The following is a 17,189-nucleotide window of genomic DNA, read 5'->3' as shown; positions in this document are numbered from 1 at the left end:
CTCACCCCTCGTAGCAGGCGGCCGACGCGATGACTTCCGGCGCGGGCTGCGGCGATCCCGACACGGCCGGCGAGGGCGTGACAGTCGGCTCCGGCGCCGGAGGCAGGATGAGACCGGCACTGAGCGGTGCCAGCAGCGCGCCCTCGAACGCCTGGTGGGCCTCGCCGTCGACGTCGAGAAGCACGTTGCCCGTACGCTCCGGCCGCCGGGCGTCGGGCACGTATCCCACGAGGTTGGAGACCTCCGCCTTGACGTTGGTCGTGAGGACCTCCTCCACGACGCCGTCCACGGAGACGTGGGCGAGCTGGATCTTCGATCCCGCGCTGGCGACGACGAGGGTGTCCTCCCGCAGGAACCCGACGCCGCGCAACTCGGTCAGGCTGGTGTGCAACTCGCGCGCCTGACCGATCGCGAACGTGCCCACCGCGTTCGCCTGCCGCAGCAGCGGGGCGATGTACAGCTTGTTGCGGCTCACGAAGGCGATCCGCCTGCCGTCCGGCGCGACGGAGGCAGCCGTGATCGGCTTCCCCCCGCTCCCGACCTTGACCGCCTTGCGGTCGTCGATCCTGGCGGCCCAGAGGCTGCCCTTGCCCAGCACCAGCACGACCTCGGCGGACCGGTCCAGCCAGAACGGCATGCCCAGCGGCGCGCCATCGATAGCGATGTCGACCGGGTGCAGCTCGCTCTCTTTGCGCCCGACGTACAGCCGGTCCCGGCCCTTTTCCTGGCGCACCAGAGCGAACGCCGCCTCCCGCGCGGCCACCCCGGCAGACTTCACATTTTTGTTGGACTCGGTGTGCAGGGGCAGCGCGCCCCTCTCCTCCGGGCTGCTGATGCGCCGGAGCACACCAGCGTCGCGGTCCACCGCATAGCGGCCCGGATCACGAATCTCGCCGGTGCCGACCGCCCGGTTGGCGGCCGTGAAGTTGCCCGAGGTCGGGTAGACCCGCGACTCGACCTTCAGCTCCAGCTGACCCTTGGGCAGCAGCGTCCAGTAGAGCTGCGCGGCAAGCGAGTCGCGCACGGCCACCTCGGCCATGTCGGCGACACCGGCCAGGCTGACGACCAGTTTCTGATCGTCCTTCACGATGTTGTTCAAGCGCCTGGTGCCCTCGGGCAGGGGACGGACCGCCGGGCTGAGCCAGTCCGCGGGTCCCTTCAACAGCCAGTCGAGCAGCCGGTTCTCCCGCTGCTCCAGCGCCTTCGGGATGTAGCGCAGATCCGGCACCAGCGAGGTGCCGTCCTTGTTCCAGAAGTAGATCTGCACCTGGTCGTAGTACCCCAGCAGGCCGGACCGCGACAGCAGGAGGTCGGCCGGCAGATCGGTGATGAACAGACCCTGCTGGCCTATCTGCTCGACCTTGAACGTGAGCGTCTTCTCGCCGCCCTCATGCGGGTTGATGCGTCCGTCGACGGTGAGGACACCGAGGTAGCGGACTCTGACCCGGACGATGTGCTGAGACGACACCTCCGTCGGATCCTCGATCAACTGCACGAGGGTCAGGTCTCCGTCACCGCTCGGCTTCCACTCTTCCCGCGTGGCCGGGCCGAGGTAGCTCCGTACGACGTTGTCCATGATGTTCTCGTGCGTGGCGGGCAACCCGTGGTCACCGGCCGCCGACTCGAGGAAGTCCTTGACGAGCTTGCTCGGCTTCTGCTCGTCGGCGTCGCGCGCTTGTGGCCCCGAGCTCCCGGGCGGCGCCTGCCCCGGAGCGGCCGTCGGTCCGGCGCCGTCGCGCACCACGCCGGAGTCGACGCCGATACCGCAGCCCGCCAGGGCGGCCGCCGCGAATCCGGCCACCAGCACACCCGCCAGCCAGGACGTGCCCGTACGGGCACGTTCGGTCCGCTCCTTCATGCCCGCTCCTCGGTCAGACCGGCCGGGACCGGCGGCCGGGCCCGTGCGCGCCACCCGCCACGTGTGCCACCTCATGCCGGCACCTCCGGACGGTCCGCGCGCTGGCGCACCACCACCTCGTCGGCAGGGACCAGCGGCAGCGGCGAACCCGACAGCCGGCCGCCGGCCCGGACCGGCAGCGTGAGCCGGAACTGGGCACCGTGGCCCGGCACCCCCCACGCCTCCAGCCAGCCGCCGTGCAGCCGGGCGTCCTCCAGGCTGATCGACAGCCCGAGGCCGGTGCCGCCGGTCTGCCGTGCCCGGGACGGGTCGGCCCGCCAGAACCGGTTGAACACGAGCTTGTCCTCGCCTGGCTTCAGGCCGACCCCGTGATCGCGCACGGTGATCGCGACAGCACGTGCGTCGATACCCAGCGTGATCGTCACCGGCCGCGCCTCGCCATGGTCGACCGCGTTGCCCACCAGGTTGCGCAGGATCCGCTCCACCCGGCGCGGGTCGATCTCGGCGATGATCGGCGGATCCGGCGACACCAGCTCCAGGCTCACCCCGACCCGCTCGGCCACCGGCGCCAGGCGTTCGGTCACCCGGCGTACCACGGTGACCAGGTCGGTCGGCTCGGAGTCGAGCATCGCGAAGCCGGCGTCGAACCGGCTGATCTCCAGCAGGTCGGTGAGCAGCTCCTCGAACCGGTCCAGCTCTGCCTGCAGCAGTTCGGCGCTGCGCGCCGACGCCGGGTCGAAGTCCTCGCGCTGCGAGTAGAGCAGGTCGGCCGCCATCCGCACGGTGGTCAGCGGGGTGCGCAGCTCGTGCGACACATCCGAGGTGAACCGCCGCTGCAGCCGGGACATCTCCTCCAGCCGCACGATCTGGCGCTGCAGGTTGGCCGCCATCTGGTTGAACGCGTCGGCCAGCAGCGCCATCTCGTCCTCGCCCTTGACGACCATCCGCTGGTCGAGCAGGCCGGCGGAGAGGCGCTGGGCGGTGCGGGCCGCCACCCGGACCGGACTGACGGTGGCTCGGGTGACCAGCGCGGTGACCATGCCGAGCAGCAGCACCAGCGCGACACCGACGAAACTCACGGTCGACCGGATGTCTTCGGCCACCTCGACCTCGGTGTCCACCGGGAAGAGGTAGTACAGCTCGACCGAGCCGTTCGTCCACTTCGGCGCCGGCACCGGGGAGCCGTAGACGAGGTAGGTGCGGGTCCTGCCGTGTCCGGTGTCGGGGTCTTTCAGGTTGGCCGAAACGTACTGGTGGTAGTAGTCGCCGGTCTTGGTGATCGAATCCTTGAGCTCGTCGGTGATCACCTCGTCGAGGTTCGGGCCCTGCGGCCAGGACAGCCCGTCGCCTCCACCCGGCAGATTCACCCGCTCCTTGCTGAACTGCATGGACACCACGACACTGCCCTGTCCCGGGCCCGCCAGGGTGCCCAGCAGGCCGACCACCTGACGTGGCATGTCCGGGCTCTCCGCGCTCGGCATGGACTTGAGCTGGTCGGTGGCGTCCCGGACGCCCTTGAGGAACTGGCCCTCCGCGTCCTCCTCCGCCCCGGTCAGCAGGCTCGTCGTGCTGCTGTCGGCGATCAGGTAGCCGAAGCCGCCGACCAGCACGCTGGAGCAGAGCAGGGTGATGGTGACCATCCGCAGCTGCAGCGAGCGCCGCCAGATCCGGCGGGCCTGACGCAGCCCGGGGGCCAGCCGCCGCGCCGTGGGCCGCAGTGCGGGCACCCGGGCCGTCTGCTTCACCAGCCGCTTGAGCGTGGTGCGGGCCTGCGCGGCCCGTCCGGGCACGCCCGAAGGCTGCCCGTCGTGCCCCGCCTCGCGGGGTTCGGGCAGCTCAATGGGGGTGGGGGTGGGGGTGGTCACGGTCAGGCAAGGTTAGCTGGTGCCGGCCTTGTAACCCACGCCGCGCACGGTCAAGATGATCTCCGGGCGCTCGGGGTCCGGTTCGATCTTGGCGCGCAGGCGCTGCACGTGCACGTTCACCAGGCGGGTGTCGGCCGAGTGGCGGTAGCCCCAGACCTGCTCCAGCAGCACCTCGCGGGTGAACACCTGGCGCGGCTTGCGGGCGAGCGCCACCAGCAGGTCGAACTCCAGCGGGGTGAGCTTCACCTCGGACCCGTTGCGGGTCACCGTGTGCGCGGGCACGTCGATGATGATCTGGTTGTCCGGCGGCCCGATGGTCAGCAGCTCGGGGGTCACGTCCTCGCCGCGGCGCAGCCGCGCCCGCACCCGGGCGACCAGCTCCTTGGGCTTGAACGGCTTGACCACGTAGTCGTCGGCGCCGGACTCCAGGCCCAGCACCACGTCGACGGTGTCGCTCTTGGCGGTCAGCATGACGATCGGCACGCCGGACTCGGCCCGGATGGCGCGGCACACGTCCAGCCCGCTCATGCCGGGCAGCATCAGGTCCAGCAGCACCACGTCGGGGCGCGCCTCGCGGAAGGCGGCCAGGGCCCGCTCGCCGTCGGCCACGAAGGCGGGCACGAAGCCCTCGCTGCGCAGCACGATGCCGAGCATCTCGGCGAGCGCGGGATCGTCGTCCACCACCAGGACACGCGCCCTCATGCGGTAAACCTCGGCATCATCGGCTCGCTCATGCCGTCCAATATCCCATCCCACCCGCCGAGACACGAACCCGCTTCACCGATCTCGTCCGATCGGCCAGGGTAGGGGCCACGTATGTGGCCACGCCGTGCCAGGATGGCGGCGGCCTCCGCCACCCCCCGGAACACGGCTGGTCCCGGCACGCCGCGCCTGTCGCGCGTCGCTCCGGGGTCTGCCCACGTTCCGCCGACACCCCCTCGGAGCGACGATTGGAACGCGCCGCGCCCTCGGCCGCGCGCCGGCTGCCGCGTGACGAAGCGCTGCCGCTGCGCCCGCTGACCCTGGGCGAGCTGCTGGACACCGCTTCCGAGCTGGTGCGCCGCCGTGCCGTCGTGCTGCTGGCGACCGCTGCGGTGCTCGCGCTGCTGGAGCAGGCGGTGCTGGTGCCCGGGCGGCTCACCCTGGGCATCCACCTCAGTGCGGGCCCGTCCGGTCTGAGCAGCGGTTACTGGCTGTTGCTCGCGATCGGCGCGGGCCTCGAAGCTTTGATCATCAGCTGCCTCGGACCGGCGGCGGGCCGGGCGGCCGTCTCGGCGGTCACCGGCAAGCCCGTACCGCGGTTCCGGTGGCGCGACCGGCTGCGGGAGGTCGAGGCGATCGCCCTGGTGGGCCTGGTCGCAGCGGTGCCCGCCGCGCTCGGGGCGTTCCTGGGCCCGGTGTGGCTGCTCGGGTATCCGCTGTTCGGCCTGGCCGCGGTCGCGGTGACGATCGAGCGGCGCGGGCCGTTGAGCGCGCTGAAGCGGGCGGCCGGGCTGGCCTTCCGCGGTGGCATGCGCGCGGCCTCCGTCCGCGTCGTCGGCTACTTCTCCTGGCTGCTCATCCGCTTCGCCTTCTACCTGGGCCTGCTCGCCGGGGTGACGTATCTGGACCTGCCGGGCGACGTGGCGGAGTGGCTGCTGGTGCCGATGATCGTCGCCGCCAATGCACTGGCGTACGCCAGCCTGGCGGCGCTGGACGCCGCGCTGCTGATCGAGTCGCGGGTGCGGCTGGAGGGCCTCGACCTGTGGCTCACCGGCGCCGCCCGGCACCGCGAGCCCAGCCCTGAGATGCTGGCGGCACGCTGATGCGATGGTGGAACGAGACGGTCGCGATCTTCGACGACGTCATCCCGTTCGGGCTGGCCGCATTTCTGTTCCTGCTGCTGGCGGCCATCGTCGGGGTGCTGTGGTACACCTTCCCGGCCTGGTTGCCCACGCGCTGGCGGGTGGGCCGGAGCCGTCGAGCCGGCGAGCCGGTGCGTGACGTCGAGCAGGCCGACGACCGGCCTGCCGCGGAGGACGACGGCGGAGCCGAGGAACTGCCCGCCCTGGCCCCGGAGGTCTACCTCTCCCAGGCCGACCGGTACGCCGCGGAGGGCCGCTGGGCTGAAGCGGTCCGCGAGCGGCTGCGCGCCATGGTGCGCGAACTCGTCGACCGGGGCGTGGTCGAGCACGTGCCCGGCTGGACGGTGACCGAGCTGGCCGGTGCCGCCGGCGGAGCCCGCCCCGAGCTGGGTCCCGCCCTGCAGGGCGCGACGGGGATCTTCTCCGGCATCTGGTACGCCCAGCGCCCGGCGACCGCCGGGGACGACGAGCGGATGCGGGGCCACCTGGCCACCGTGCACGAGCTGGTGCGAGGTGGGCGATGACGACCCGGACGCAACGCCGCCGGCGGTGGCGGCTGGTACTGCCGATCCTGCCGGTGCTGGCACTGATCGTGTACTCGGTCAGCGTGCACATGATCGAGGAGCCGTCGCCGTCCGAACCGGCGTACCTGGCCCCCGCGGGCGACGGGCCCGACGGCGCGGCCGGGCTGGCCGAGCAGTTGCGCGCCCGGGGCGTGACGATCCGTACGTTCACCGACAGCGACGAGGCCTTCCGGGCGCTCGGGCCGACCCGCGGCGACACGACACTGTTCGTGCCCAGCCCCGGGTTCCTCTACCGCGGCCAGCTCGGCTGGCTGCGCTGGCTGCCCGACCGCGTCCGGGTGGTGCTGGTCGAGCCCGACGCCGCCCAGGTCGCCGAGGCCGTCGAGTCGGTCGGGACGAGCGGGCGGCGCTGGGCGACCGGGGTGGCCGCGCGCGGCGCGGACTGCAGGCTGACCGACGCCGGGCCCGCCGCGGTGGTGCGCACCCGCTACGGGCAGCTGGAGGACGCCACCGCCGCGGTCGAGAGCTGCTACGACGGCGGGCTGGTCCGGGTGTACGAGCACGGCAAGGAGTTCGTGCTGGTCGGTAGCGCCGATCCGTTCCGGGCGGAGCGGGCCGGTGAGCACGACAACGCCGGGCTCGCACTCGACCTGCTCAGCGCGAAGAGCACCCTGGTCTGGCTGGACCTGCACGAGCGCGAGCCGGTCCCGCCGAAGCCGTCGAAGCCACCGGTGGCCGAGGACGACTACGACGACTACGTCCCGCCCAGCGGCAACGAGGCCAAGTCCGCCACGGGGCCGAGCCCGTTCCCGGACTGGCTGTTCTGGGTGGTGCTGACGCTGCTGGCCGCGACGCTGACGGTCATGCTGGCGCGCGGCCGCCGGCTGGGCCCGCCCGTGCCGGAGGCGCTGCCGGTGGTGGTGCCCGGTGCGGAGACCGCGGCCGGGCGGGGCCGGCTCTACCGGCGGGCCCGGGCCCGCGGCCCGGCGCTGGAGACGCTGCGGGCCGCCGCCCGGCGCCGGTTGGCCGCGGCGCTGAACCTGCCCGCCACCGCCGGCCCGGAGGCGCTGCTGCCGGCGCTGCAGGCGCGCACCGGCGACCATCCGCAACGCCTCGGCGAGATCCTCTACGGGCCGCCGCCGCAGACCGACGACGAACTGCACGACCGCGCCGTCCAGCTGCGGCACCTGGTCGAATACGTGACCGCACGACCTGTCAACGAAGGAGAGCCCCGGTGACCTACCCGTCGACTACCGAGACCGCCGAGCCCGCCCGTGAAGCGCTCGGCCGGCTGCGCGCGGAGGTGGGCAAGGCGGTGGTCGGCCAGGAAGGCGTCGTCGCCGGGCTGGTCATCGCGCTGCTGTGCCGCGGGCACGTGCTGCTGGAGGGCCCGCCCGGGGTGGCCAAGACCCTGCTGGTACGCAGCCTCGGCGCGGCCCTGGACCTGGAGATGAAGCGCATCCAGTTCACCCCGGACCTGATGCCCGGTGACGTGACCGGGTCGGTGATCTACGACCCGCGCAGTGCCGAGTTCCAGTTCCGGCCCGGCCCGGTCTTCACCAACCTGCTGCTGGCCGACGAGATCAACCGGACGCCGCCGAAAACCCAGTCGTCACTGCTGGAGGTGATGGAGGAGCGCCAGGTGTCCGCGGACGGGGTGACCCGGCCGCTGCCCGAGCCGTTCATGGTCGCCGCGACGCAGAACCCGATCGAGCACGAGGGCACCTACCCGCTGCCCGAGGCGCAGGTGGACCGCTTCCTGCTGAAGCTGACCGTGCCGCTGCCCGCCCGCGACGAGGAGCTGGGCGTGCTGCGCGCGCACCACGGCGGCTTCGACCCGCGCGACCTGGGTGCGGTCGGCATCAAAGCGGTCGCCGGCCCGATGGAGCTCGCCGCGGCGAGGGAGGCGGTCGGCCGGGTCACCGTGACCGAGCCGGTGCTGGGATACATCGTGGACGTCTGCCGGGCCACCCGGGCCACCCCGTCGGTGGAGCTGGGCGCGTCGCCCCGCGGCGCGACCTCGCTGCTGGCCACCGCGAAGGCGTGGGCCTGGCTGGGCGGCCGTGACCATGTGACCCCGGACGATGTCAAGGTCATGGCGCGGCCCACGCTGCGGCACCGGCTGCGGCTGACGCCCGAGGCGGAGCTGGAGGGGGTCACCGCAGAGTCGGTCCTCGACTCCGTGCTCGCCTCCGTGCCCACCCCGCGGTAGCGCGCCGTGCCCACCGCTCGTGCCGCCCTCCTGGTCGCGCTGTGCGCGCCGGTCGTCGGCGTGCTGTCGGCGCTGTACGGCATCCCGCCGTGGGCGCTGTGCGGCGTCCTGATCGCGCTCGTCGCGGCGGCCGTGCTGGCTGACTGGGCGCTGGCCGCCGACCCGCGCCGGATCACCGTCCGGCGCGAGGCGACCGGTGCCGTGGTGCGGCTCGGCGAGGACGTCGATGTCGCGCTGACCGTGGCGAACCGTGCCGGCGCCGACGCCCGGCTGCTGGTGCGCGACGCCTGGGTGCCCTCGGCCGGGGCGCGGCCGTACGCCCACCCGGTGGCCCTGGCCGCGGGCGACGCGGCGACCCTGACCACCACGCTGACCCCCACCCGGCGCGGCGACCGGGCCGCCGAGCAGGTCACCGTACGCAGCCACGGCCCGCTCGGGCTGGCCGTGCGCCAGGCAGATCACCGGCCGCCGTGGACGCTGCGGGTGCTCCCCCGGTTCACGTCCCGCCGGCACCTGCCGGAGAAGCTGGCAAAGCTGCGCACCGTCGAGGGCGCGACCGCGATCCGGGGCCGGGGCCAGGGGACCGAGTTCGACGTGCTCCGCGAGTACGTGCCCGGCGACGACGTGCGCTCGATCGACTGGCGGGCCACCGCCCGGCGGCGTGACGTCATGGTGCGCACCTGGCGGCCCGAGCGCTCGCGGCGCATCGTGTGCGTGCTGGACACCGGCCGCACCAGCGCGGTGCGGGTCGGCGACGAGCCCCGCCTCGACGCCGCCATGGACGCCGCGCTGCTGCTGGCCGCGGTCGCGCAGGAGGCCGGCGATCAGGTCGACCTGATCGCGGCCGACCACCGGGTGCGCGCGGTCGTGGCCGGCTCACACGGCCGCAGCACCCTGCCCCGCCTGATCAACGCGGTGGCCCCGCTGCAGCCCGCGATGGTGGAGACCGACTTCGAGCTGATCACCAGCGAGGTGCTGCGCCGGGAGCGCAAGCGCTCGCTGGTGGTCGTCTTCACCGCGCTGGAGCCGGGCGCGCTCGGCGAGGGCCTGCTGCCGGTGCTGCCGCGGCTGGCCGCCCGGCACCGGGTGCTCATCGCCGCCGTGCACGATCCGGCCCTGGCGGCGCTGGCGGCGACCCCCCTGCACGGCGCGAACGAGGTCTACGCCGCGGCGGCGGGCACCCGCGCGCTGGCCGAACGGGAGAAGCTGAGCGGCGCGCTGGCCCGGTACGGCGTCGAGGTGCTGGACTTCCCGGCCGACACGTTCGCGAGCCAGGTCACCGACGCCTACCTCGCCTTGAAGGCCACCGGCCGGCTCTGACCGCCGACCGCGTCCTGCCCGCCCGCCACCGCGGGTTCCTCCGCGCGCTCGGCCCGGCGGCCCAGCACGAAGACGTACGCCAGGAAGGCGGTCCACACCAGCACGCCGATCGCGTCCCGTACCAGCAACGGCAGGAACGACGGCGTCACGAACGCCTCCAGCAGCCCGGCCACGGCGAGCACGCCGACCAGCCCGACCGCGCCGACCATGCCCTGCCGCGCGGCCACGGCCAGCGACTGCCCGCGGGTCAGCAGCGGCGCCGGCACGACCCACGACCAGCCGACCCGCAGGCCGATGCCGGCCGCCACGAAGATGGCGGTCAGCTCCAGCAGACCGTGCGGGGCGATCAGGCCGAAGAAGACGTCGGCCCGGCCGTGGCCGATCATCAGGCCGCCGGTCAGCCCGATGCTCAGCGCGTTCTCCCACAGGATCAGCGCCACCGGGAGCAGCAGCACCCCGGCGGCCAGGCTCTGCGCCGCGATCCAGGCGTTGTTGGTCCACACCAGCAGGCCGAAGTTGGGCGCGAAATGCTCGCTGTAGTAGTCCTCGAAGTCGTGCTGGACGAGGCTGTCGATCTCCGCGGAGGTCATCCCGAAGGCCCGCGGCAGGGTGGGGTCCTGGATGACCCAGACCGCGATCGCCCCGGCCACCAGCAGGAAGCAGACCGCGGCGCTGATCCACCAGCGGCGTGCCTGGTAGATGGCGAGCGGCAGGTCGTGGACGAGGAAGCGCGGCACCCGGCGCCAGTCCACCGGCTGTGCCCCGGTGATCGCCGCGCGGGCCGACAGCACCAGCCGGGACAGCTCGGCCACCAGCGCCGGATCCGGGGTGCGGCTGCGCACCACGGACAGGTGGGTGGCGACCCGCTGGTAGAGCAGCACCATCTCGTCGGCCTCGGCCGCGGTGGGCTTGCGCCGCCGGCTCAGCGCCTCCAGGCGCCGCCACTCGCCGCGATGCTCGGCCACGTACGCGTCCAGGTCCACCCGTTCGTCCTCTCCCCGGTTGTCCGCCGACCGGCAGCCTAGCGGGGACAGTCGCGGGGCGCGGGCCTGTGATTCACTGTGCCGATGCGGCACGGGCGGGATACGGCGGAGAGCACGGCGGGGCTGGTCAGCGGCGAGGCCGTGCACCTGGAGGTCCGGCTGGCCCGGGCCGGCTCGCGGGTGCCCGCCCTGCTGATCGACATCGTCGCGCAGGTCATGCTGTTCTTCGTGCTGGTGCTGCTCCTGGTGGCGTTCTTCGGCATCACCCGGCTCGGCGACGCGGCCAGCACCCAGGCCTCGTACATCATCGCCCTGGTGCTGACGACCGTGGGCTACCCGACCCTGCTGCTGGTGCTGACCCGGGGCCGGTCGCTGGGCAAGCTCGCGATGGGCCTGCGCGTGGTACGCGACGACGGCGGCCCGATCACCCTGCGCCAGTCGTTCACCCGCGCGCTGGTCGGGGCGACCCTGGAGTGGCCGGGCCTGCTGCTGATCGTCAACTGGGCGGTGAGCCTGATCGTGCTGACCGGCTCGCCACGCGGCAAACGCCTGGCCGACGTGGTCTCGGGCACCATCGTCATCCACGACCGCTCTCCGGAGGGCTGGGGCTGGGTCCCGACGACCCCGCCGCCGCTGGCGCGCTGGGCGTCGACCCTCGACCTGACCGGCCTCGACGACGAGCTGGCGCTGGCGGCACGGCACTTCCTGGCCCGCAGCCGCGGGCTCAGCGAGCCTTACCGCACCCGGCTCGGGCACGCCCTGGCCACCGAGATCGCCGCTTGCGTCACCCCGGCTGCTCCGCCCGACACCCCCGGCTGGGCGTACCTGGCGGGCGTGATCGGCGAGCGGCACCGCCGCGCCTCCCAGCGCCTGGCCCGGGACCGGGCCAGCCACGCCGTGCTCTGGCCGGAGCTCTTCGCGCCCGTGCCCGCCCCGACGCTCGCCGGGCCCGCTGCCGGCCACGCGCCCCCAGCGGCGTTCATTCCCGGCCAGCCCACCGGCCCGGCCGTCGACCCGCGCTCGCTGCGGCCGGCCGCCCCGGCCTGACCGCGCCTTCACCAGGCTCGAAACAGGAAGAAGGGCGCCCGCTCGGGCGCCCTTCTTCCGTTCCGCCGATCCGGTTCAGTACCGGTAGTGGTCCGCCTTGTACGGCCCCTCGACAGCCACGCCGAGGTAGTCGGCCTGCGGCTTGGTGAGCTCGGTCAGCCGGACGCCCAGCGCGTCCAGGTGCAGCCGGGCCACCTTCTCGTCGAGCTGCTTGGACAGCGTGTAGACACCCAGCGGGTACTGGTCGAGCTTGGTGAACAGCTCGATCTGCGCGATGACCTGGTTGGTGAAGCTGTTGCTCATCACGAACGACGGGTGCCCGGTGGCGTTGCCCAGGTTCAGCAGCCGGCCCTCGGACAGCACGATGATCGAGTGGCCGTCGGCGAAGCGCCACTCGTCCACCTGCGGCTTGATGTTGATCCGCTCGACGCCCGGGGTCTTCGCCAGCCCGGCCATGTCGATCTCGTTGTCGAAGTGGCCGATGTTGCCGACGATGGCCTGGTGCTTCATCCGGCTCATCTGCTCGCCGGTGATGACGTCCTTGCAGCCGGTGGCGGTGATGAAGATGTCCGCCGTGGCGACCACGTCCTCCAGGGTGGCGACCTGGTAGCCGTCCATCGCGGCCTGCAGCGCGCAGATCGGGTCGATCTCGGTGACGATCACCCGGGCGCCCTGCCCCCGCAGCGACTCGGCGCAGCCCTTGCCCACGTCGCCGTAGCCGGCCACGACCGCGACCTTGCCGCCGATCAGCACGTCGGTGGCGCGGTTGATGCCGTCGATCAGCGAGTGGCGGCAGCCGTACTTGTTGTCGAACTTGCTCTTGGTGACCGAGTCGTTGACGTTGATCGCCGGGAAGAGCAGCGAGCCGGACTGCTGCATCTCGTAGAGGCGGTGCACGCCGGTGGTGGTCTCCTCGGTCACGCCCTTGATGCCGGCCGCGATGGTGGTCCAGCGCTTGGCGTCCTCCACCAGCGAGCGCTGCAGCACACCGAGGATGATCGCGTACTCCTCGGAGTCGGCGGTCTCGGGCGACGGCACCGCACCGGCCGCTTCGAACTCCACGCCCTTGTGCACGAGCAGGGTGGCGTCACCGCCGTCGTCGAGGATCATGTTCGGGCCCTCGCCGCCGGGCCACTGCAGGATCTGCTCGGTGCACCACCAGTACTCCTCGAGCGTCTCGCCCTTCCAGGCGAAGACCGGCACGCCCGCGGGAGCGTCGGCGGTGCCCTCGCGGCCGACCGCGATCGCGGCGGCGGCGTGGTCCTGCGTGGAGAAGATGTTGCAGCTGGCCCAGCGCACGTCGGCGCCCAGGTCGACCAGCGTCTCGATCAGCACCGCGGTCTGCACGGTCATGTGCAGCGAACCGGCGATGCGCGCCCCCGCCAGCGGCTGGGCGGCGGCGAACTCACGGCGTACCGCCATCAGGCCGGGCATCTCGTGCTCGGCGAGCTGAATCTCCTTGCGGCCGAACGCCGCGAGAGATAGATCGGCGACCTTGAAGTCGCCGGGGGCAAGGGTGCGGGCCATAGATGAACTCCCAATCGGTCGGCTGACCAGTGCGAGGTACAGCCTACTTCTCCGCCCCCAGGGGGCCGGGAACCGCCTCCTCCGGAGGGTCGAGCCCGGGTCATACGTGTGGCCCGGTCCCCGGACGGACCCTCCGCCTCAGGAACCGGGCCACACTCCCCCCGGTTTGGTTCCCCCGCGCGTGGCTCGGACTGAATGATCCCGATAACGCTGCGTGAGTAAAAGGCTACACTCCGCTTTTCCGGTGTCAAGCAGAACCCTCAAGTCGTGCGCCTCGCCGTGTCGCACCGGCCCTCGGATACGCGAAAAGGCCTGTCCGGCTGAGAAATGGGGTTCATTTTCAACCGGGCACGCCCTGCGTCCGTTGTAGAGAAGCGCCGCTCACAGCGACGCCAGATACACCTCTCCGGCACCCGAGAAGATCATCTTGCCGCCGCCGGAGGCACCGAACGCGGCCTCGCCGCCGGACAGCCCCGTCGTCCCCGAGGCGTCGCCGACCGTCACCGACCCCGCCAGGCACAGCGCGGTACGCGGCCCCGCCGGGTCCAGCGCCGCCTCGCCGCCGTCCAGCCGGATGCGGTGCAGCCGGAAGTCGTCCACCGGCACGGACCAGGTGTCCACGCCCGGCGCCACCGGCTCCGGGTCGCGCACCGGATCGCGCAGCGGCTCGAAGCGCAGCACCCGCAGCAGCTCCGGGACGTTCACGTGCTTGGGGGTCAGCCCGCCGCGCAGCACGTTGTCGCTGGCCGCCATGATCTCGACGCCGGCCCCGCGCAGGTAGCCGTGCAGGTTGCCCGCGGGCATCCAGATGCCCTGCCCCGGGGCCAGCACCACGTGGTTGAGCAGCAGCGCGACCAGCACTCCGACGTCGCCCGGGTAGTCGTGCGCCAGCAGCCGCACCAGGCCGCGCGGACCGCCGCCGGCCGGACCGTCCGGCAGGTTCCCGGACGCCGCCACCGCCTGCTCGACCAAATCCACGCGAGTGGCCGCCGGCCAGCTGAGCAGCGCGCGTACGGCCTCCCGCAGGTCGCCCACGGCCAGCGCGCCGACCACCGGCTTGAGCGCCATGATGCCGAGCGCGTCGACCAGTTCGGCCGACTCGGCCACCGGCCGGAACCCGCAGAGCGCCTCGAACTCGGTGTACGCCACCAGCAGCTCGGGTTTGTGGTTGCCGTCGACGTAGCTGCGGTGCGCGGCCCCGCGCGGCACGCCCGCCGCGTCCTCGGCCGCGTAGCCGTCAGCAGCCTGCCGCGCGTCGGGATGCGCCTGCAGCGACAGCGAGCGCTCCGCCGCCAGCAGCTTGAGCAGGTACGGCAGCCGCACGCCGAAGCGGTCGAGCGCGTCGGCGCCGAGCAGGTCGCCCGGCGCCGACGCGATCACGTCGGCCAGTGGAACGTCGCCCACCAGGGAGGAGCAGTCGGGATGTGCGCCGACCCACAGCTCGGCCTCGGGGCCCTCGCTGGGCACGGGCCGACCCTGCACCCGCGCGATCACGTCGCGCGAGCCCCACGCGTAGGGCCGGATGCGGTTGTGGAGGCGGCGCACTCGCTCAGCCCTTCTGGTAGTAGATGTCCGGCTCGAGGTAGATGACCTTGGCGATCGGCACGGCCTCGCGGATCCGTGCCTCGGCGGCGTCGATGCCCCTGGCCACCTCGTCCGCGGTCTCGTCGTGCCGGACTGCGATCTTGGCGGCCACCAGCAGCTCCTCCGGACCGAGGTGCAGGGTGCGCATGTGGATCACGCGCTCCACCTCGGGCCCGTTCGTGATGGCGGCAGCGATCGCCTTGACGTGCTCGTCGGTAGCCGACTCGCCCAGCAGCAGGCTCTTCGTCTCCAGCGCCAGCACCACCGCGATGACCACCAGCAACAAGCCGATCATCATAGTGCCCGCGGCGTCCCAGTAGCCGCTGCCGGTGATCAGCGTCATGCTGACGCCGATCAACGCGAAGACCAGGCCCACCAGCGCACCCAGGTCCTCCAGCAGGATCACCGGAAGCTCCGGCGCCTTGGCCCGCCGGACGAATTCCTTCCAGCTCGCCTTGCCGCGCACCGCGTTCGACTCGATGATCGCGGTGCGGAACGAGAAGGACTCCAGGACGATCGCGACCAGCAGCACCGTTACCGGCAGCCACTCCCACTCCGTAATGCCCGTCGGGTGCTGGAACTTGTGGTACGCCTCATAAAGCGCGAACAGGCCACCCACGCTGAACAGGACGATCGACACGATGAACGCGTAGATGTACCGCTCCCGGCCGAAGCCGAACGGGTGCAGCGGCGTCGCCTCCCGCTGGGCCCGGCGGCCGCCGAACAGCAGCAGCACCTGGTTGCCCGAGTCGGCAACCGAGTGGATCGCCTCCGCCAGCATGGACGACGACCCGGACAGGGCCCACGCGATGAACTTGGTGATCGCAATGCCGACGTTCGCCAGCAGCGCCGCGACGATCGCCTTGGTGCCGCCCGACGCGCTCACGCCGACGCCCCGGTGCACCGGCCGACGGCGAACGCCCCGCCGGGACGCCCGCTCATTCCGCACATGTAGTTGTTGAGCCCGCTTCGCTCGCTCACTTGCGCAACTGCTCCTTCAGCTCCGTGACGGCCGGCACCGCCATCGGATCCAGGCCATGCCCGAGGCCGAGGTAGACCGAGGCGAAGTCAGTCGCCGCGACCAGTGAGGCGAACCGCTCCAGCGCCGATCCGCCTTCGGCGGTGAGCACGTCCACCTCGATCCCGCGCCTCGCCGCGATGTCCTGCACCACCTCGGCTCGCCGGTCCGTCGTCTGCGCCGCACTGTTCTCGTCGGCGAGCCCACCGTCGCACAGCAGCACCACGCGCAGACGAGGGGGGTCGGCCGTCACGTCGTCAAGCTCGGGATCAGCGAAGATGTCCCGCTCCAGCGCGGCGAGCGCGCCGAAGACACCGTCGAGCAGGCCCACCCGGCCACGCCCGGCCTCGCCGAGCGCGTCGGTGACGACCGGGTAGCGGGCGTTCGCGGAGAGCATGTCGCCGTAGCGCACCGCGGCCACCGCGGCCAGCGGCGAGTCGCCCCAGATGACCGGGACCGAGCCGGCCATGTTCAGGGCCAGCGTCTTCGCGCGGTTGACGAACGTCTCCGCGGTGGGCCGACAGCGGTCGGCGTCCTGGTCCAGGCGCACCGCCGTCTCGGCCAGGTCAGCCTCGTTGACCTTGACCAGGCCCAGCGCGCGGGCCGCCATCAGCACCGGCACCGTCAGACCCCAGAGGTTCGCCCGTGCCGCGCCGCGGCGCGGCACCGGGATGAACGGGGCGCGGTAGCGCTCGGCCACCGACTGCAGCGGCGAACCCGGCGCACCGATGCCCACCAGCCGCGCACCCCGCCGGCCCGCCGCCTCGGCCACGGCCAGCGCCTCCGGCGACCGGCCCGACGCCGACACCGCGATCACCACGTCGGCCGCGCCGATCCAGCCCGGCACCTCCACGCTGCGGTGGGTCAGCACCGGCACGAGGCAGCGCGGCCCCGCGATGGTGGCCAGGATGTCACCGGTACGCGCGGCCGTGCCCGCACCGACCACCACGACCGCCCGCGGCCGGCCCTCGTCGGCGAGGTGGCTCAGGTCGGTCTCGGCGGCCAGCGTGGTGGCCTCCCGCACCTGCGCGCCCGCCGACGCGATGGCCCGGAGCATGCCCCCAGGGTCCCGTGCGGCCAGCGCCGGCGCGTTGTCCAGCAGCGCCTCGTCGAAGAACCGGTTGCCGCGCACACCCGCGGCACCCTCGATCGGGCCGGCCATCACTCACCCGCCGGGGCGGTGAGCACCTCGTCGAGCAGCAGCACCGGCAGCCCGTCCCGCACCGGGTAGACCCGGCTGCAGGAGGTGCAGGTCAGCGTCTGCGCCTCGGGGTCGTAGGTCAGCGGCGCATGGTCCTCGGCCGGGCAGGCGAGGACTTCGAGCAGTTGCGGGGCGAGCGACACGTCGGGCTCCTTCAGAAATCGCTGGCTGAGCTCTGAACATGGCTCGTGCCGGCGCGCCGCCGT

15 protein-coding genes are annotated in these 17,189 nt (G+C 72.7%); 6 read left to right on the top strand and 9 right to left on the bottom strand.

The features are described 5' to 3' along the window. Position 1: 1 nt before the first annotated feature. The 3 genes from FLL47_RS19715 to mtrA all read right to left on the bottom strand — a co-directional run bounded on the left by FLL47_RS19715 (position 2) and on the right by mtrA (position 4,425). Positions 2-1,858, bottom strand: a complete 1,857-nt coding sequence (locus FLL47_RS19715; protein ID WP_186315798.1) for an LpqB family beta-propeller domain-containing protein — start codon at positions 1,856-1,858, stop codon at positions 2-4. Positions 1,859-1,929: 71 nt separating this feature from the next. Continuing rightward, positions 1,930-3,498, bottom strand: coding sequence for an MtrAB system histidine kinase MtrB (gene mtrB / locus FLL47_RS19710; protein ID WP_144122071.1), 1,569 nt, complete (start codon positions 3,496-3,498; stop codon positions 1,930-1,932). Between the two features lie 237 nt (positions 3,499-3,735). After that, positions 3,736-4,425: an MtrAB system response regulator MtrA gene (gene mtrA, locus FLL47_RS19705; protein WP_144121978.1), complete on the bottom strand. Its 690-nt coding sequence runs from the start codon at positions 4,423-4,425 to the stop codon at positions 3,736-3,738. 248 nt (positions 4,426-4,673) lie between these two features. On the opposite strand from mtrA, the gene FLL47_RS19700 reads away from it, so the two are divergent. From FLL47_RS19700 to FLL47_RS19680, 5 genes are read left to right on the top strand one after another with little or no spacing between them, the layout of a single operon-like run. Next, the gene (locus tag FLL47_RS19700; RefSeq protein WP_144121977.1) at positions 4,674-5,528 is read left to right on the top strand and encodes a hypothetical protein; all 855 of its coding nucleotides are present in this window, start codon (positions 4,674-4,676) and stop codon (positions 5,526-5,528) included. Beyond that, positions 5,528-6,091: a DUF4129 domain-containing protein gene (locus FLL47_RS19695; RefSeq protein WP_246158247.1), complete on the top strand. Its 564-nt coding sequence runs from the start codon at positions 5,528-5,530 to the stop codon at positions 6,089-6,091. Before FLL47_RS19700 ends, FLL47_RS19695 begins: the two co-directional genes overlap by 1 nt. Further along, positions 6,088-7,329 carry a DUF4350 domain-containing protein gene (locus FLL47_RS19690; protein ID WP_144121975.1) on the top strand — a complete coding sequence of 414 codons (1,242 nt, stop codon included), beginning with the start codon at positions 6,088-6,090 and terminating at the stop codon, positions 7,327-7,329. The genes FLL47_RS19695 and FLL47_RS19690 overlap by 4 nt, the downstream gene beginning before the upstream one ends. Further along, positions 7,326-8,303, top strand: a complete 978-nt coding sequence (locus FLL47_RS19685) for an AAA family ATPase (protein ID WP_144121974.1) — start codon at positions 7,326-7,328, stop codon at positions 8,301-8,303. Before FLL47_RS19690 ends, FLL47_RS19685 begins: the two co-directional genes overlap by 4 nt. 6 nt (positions 8,304-8,309) lie before the next feature. Further along, positions 8,310-9,623 (top strand): DUF58 domain-containing protein, encoded by a 1,314-nt coding sequence (locus FLL47_RS19680; protein ID WP_144121973.1) that lies wholly within the window; start codon positions 8,310-8,312, stop codon positions 9,621-9,623. Here the strand turns inward: FLL47_RS19680 and FLL47_RS19675 are convergent. Continuing rightward, complete coding sequence (locus FLL47_RS19675) at positions 9,590-10,606, bottom strand: stage II sporulation protein M (protein ID WP_144121972.1); 1,017 nt, start codon at positions 10,604-10,606, stop codon at positions 9,590-9,592. The genes FLL47_RS19680 and FLL47_RS19675 overlap by 34 nt on opposite strands. Before the next feature lie 84 nt (positions 10,607-10,690). Between FLL47_RS19675 and FLL47_RS19670 the strand changes: the two genes are divergently transcribed. Next, positions 10,691-11,653: an RDD family protein gene (locus FLL47_RS19670; RefSeq protein ID WP_144121971.1), complete on the top strand. Its 963-nt coding sequence runs from the start codon at positions 10,691-10,693 to the stop codon at positions 11,651-11,653. 75 nt (positions 11,654-11,728) lie between these two features. Here the strand turns inward: FLL47_RS19670 and ahcY are convergent, their stop codons facing one another. The 5 genes from ahcY to FLL47_RS19645 form a co-directional block, all read right to left on the bottom strand. Further along, complete coding sequence (ahcY, locus tag FLL47_RS19665) at positions 11,729-13,180, bottom strand: adenosylhomocysteinase (RefSeq protein WP_144121970.1); 1,452 nt, start codon at positions 13,178-13,180, stop codon at positions 11,729-11,731. A gap of 381 nt (positions 13,181-13,561) precedes the next feature. After that, complete coding sequence (gene manA, locus FLL47_RS19660; protein WP_144121969.1) at positions 13,562-14,725, bottom strand: mannose-6-phosphate isomerase, class I; 1,164 nt, start codon at positions 14,723-14,725, stop codon at positions 13,562-13,564. A 4-nt stretch (positions 14,726-14,729) separates the two neighbouring features. After that, complete coding sequence (locus tag FLL47_RS19655) at positions 14,730-15,650, bottom strand: cation diffusion facilitator family transporter (RefSeq protein WP_144121968.1); 921 nt, start codon at positions 15,648-15,650, stop codon at positions 14,730-14,732. Between the two features lie 91 nt (positions 15,651-15,741). Beyond that, entirely contained in the window at positions 15,742-16,944 is a 1,203-nt protein-coding gene (locus FLL47_RS19650; protein ID WP_144121967.1) for an SIS domain-containing protein, read from the bottom strand. Further along, positions 16,944-17,126, bottom strand: coding sequence for a Trm112 family protein (locus FLL47_RS19645; RefSeq protein WP_144121966.1), 183 nt, complete (start codon positions 17,124-17,126; stop codon positions 16,944-16,946). Before FLL47_RS19645 ends, FLL47_RS19650 begins: the two co-directional genes overlap by 1 nt. Between the last annotated feature and the right edge of the window lie 63 nt (positions 17,127-17,189).

Origin of the sequence: Catellatospora sichuanensis, from assembly GCF_007483665.1 — a bacterium.
Classification (GTDB): domain Bacteria; phylum Actinomycetota; class Actinomycetes; order Mycobacteriales; family Micromonosporaceae; genus Catellatospora; species Catellatospora sichuanensis.
The sequence above is the reverse complement of the archived record's forward strand: the minus strand, read 5'-3'. Positions and strand labels throughout refer to the sequence as shown.

What these genes read in the sequence shown, in the direction of transcription:
- FLL47_RS19650 (WP_144121967.1), bottom strand. Translation starts at nt 16,944, where the DNA reads ATGGCCGGCCCGATCGAGGGTGCCGCGGGTGTGCGCGGCAACCGGTTC.
- FLL47_RS19695 (WP_246158247.1), top strand. Translation starts at nt 5,528, where the DNA reads ATGCGATGGTGGAACGAGACGGTCGCGATCTTCGACGACGTCATCCCG.
- mtrA (WP_144121978.1), bottom strand. Translation starts at nt 4,425, where the DNA reads ATGAGGGCGCGTGTCCTGGTGGTGGACGACGATCCCGCGCTCGCCGAG.
- FLL47_RS19690 (WP_144121975.1), top strand. Translation starts at nt 6,088, where the DNA reads ATGACGACCCGGACGCAACGCCGCCGGCGGTGGCGGCTGGTACTGCCG.
- ahcY (WP_144121970.1), bottom strand. Translation starts at nt 13,180, where the DNA reads ATGGCCCGCACCCTTGCCCCCGGCGACTTCAAGGTCGCCGATCTATCT.
- FLL47_RS19670 (WP_144121971.1), top strand. Translation starts at nt 10,691, where the DNA reads ATGCGGCACGGGCGGGATACGGCGGAGAGCACGGCGGGGCTGGTCAGC.
- mtrB (WP_144122071.1), bottom strand. Translation starts at nt 3,498, where the DNA reads ATGGTCACCATCACCCTGCTCTGCTCCAGCGTGCTGGTCGGCGGCTTC.
- FLL47_RS19715 (WP_186315798.1), bottom strand. Translation starts at nt 1,858, where the DNA reads ATGAAGGAGCGGACCGAACGTGCCCGTACGGGCACGTCCTGGCTGGCG.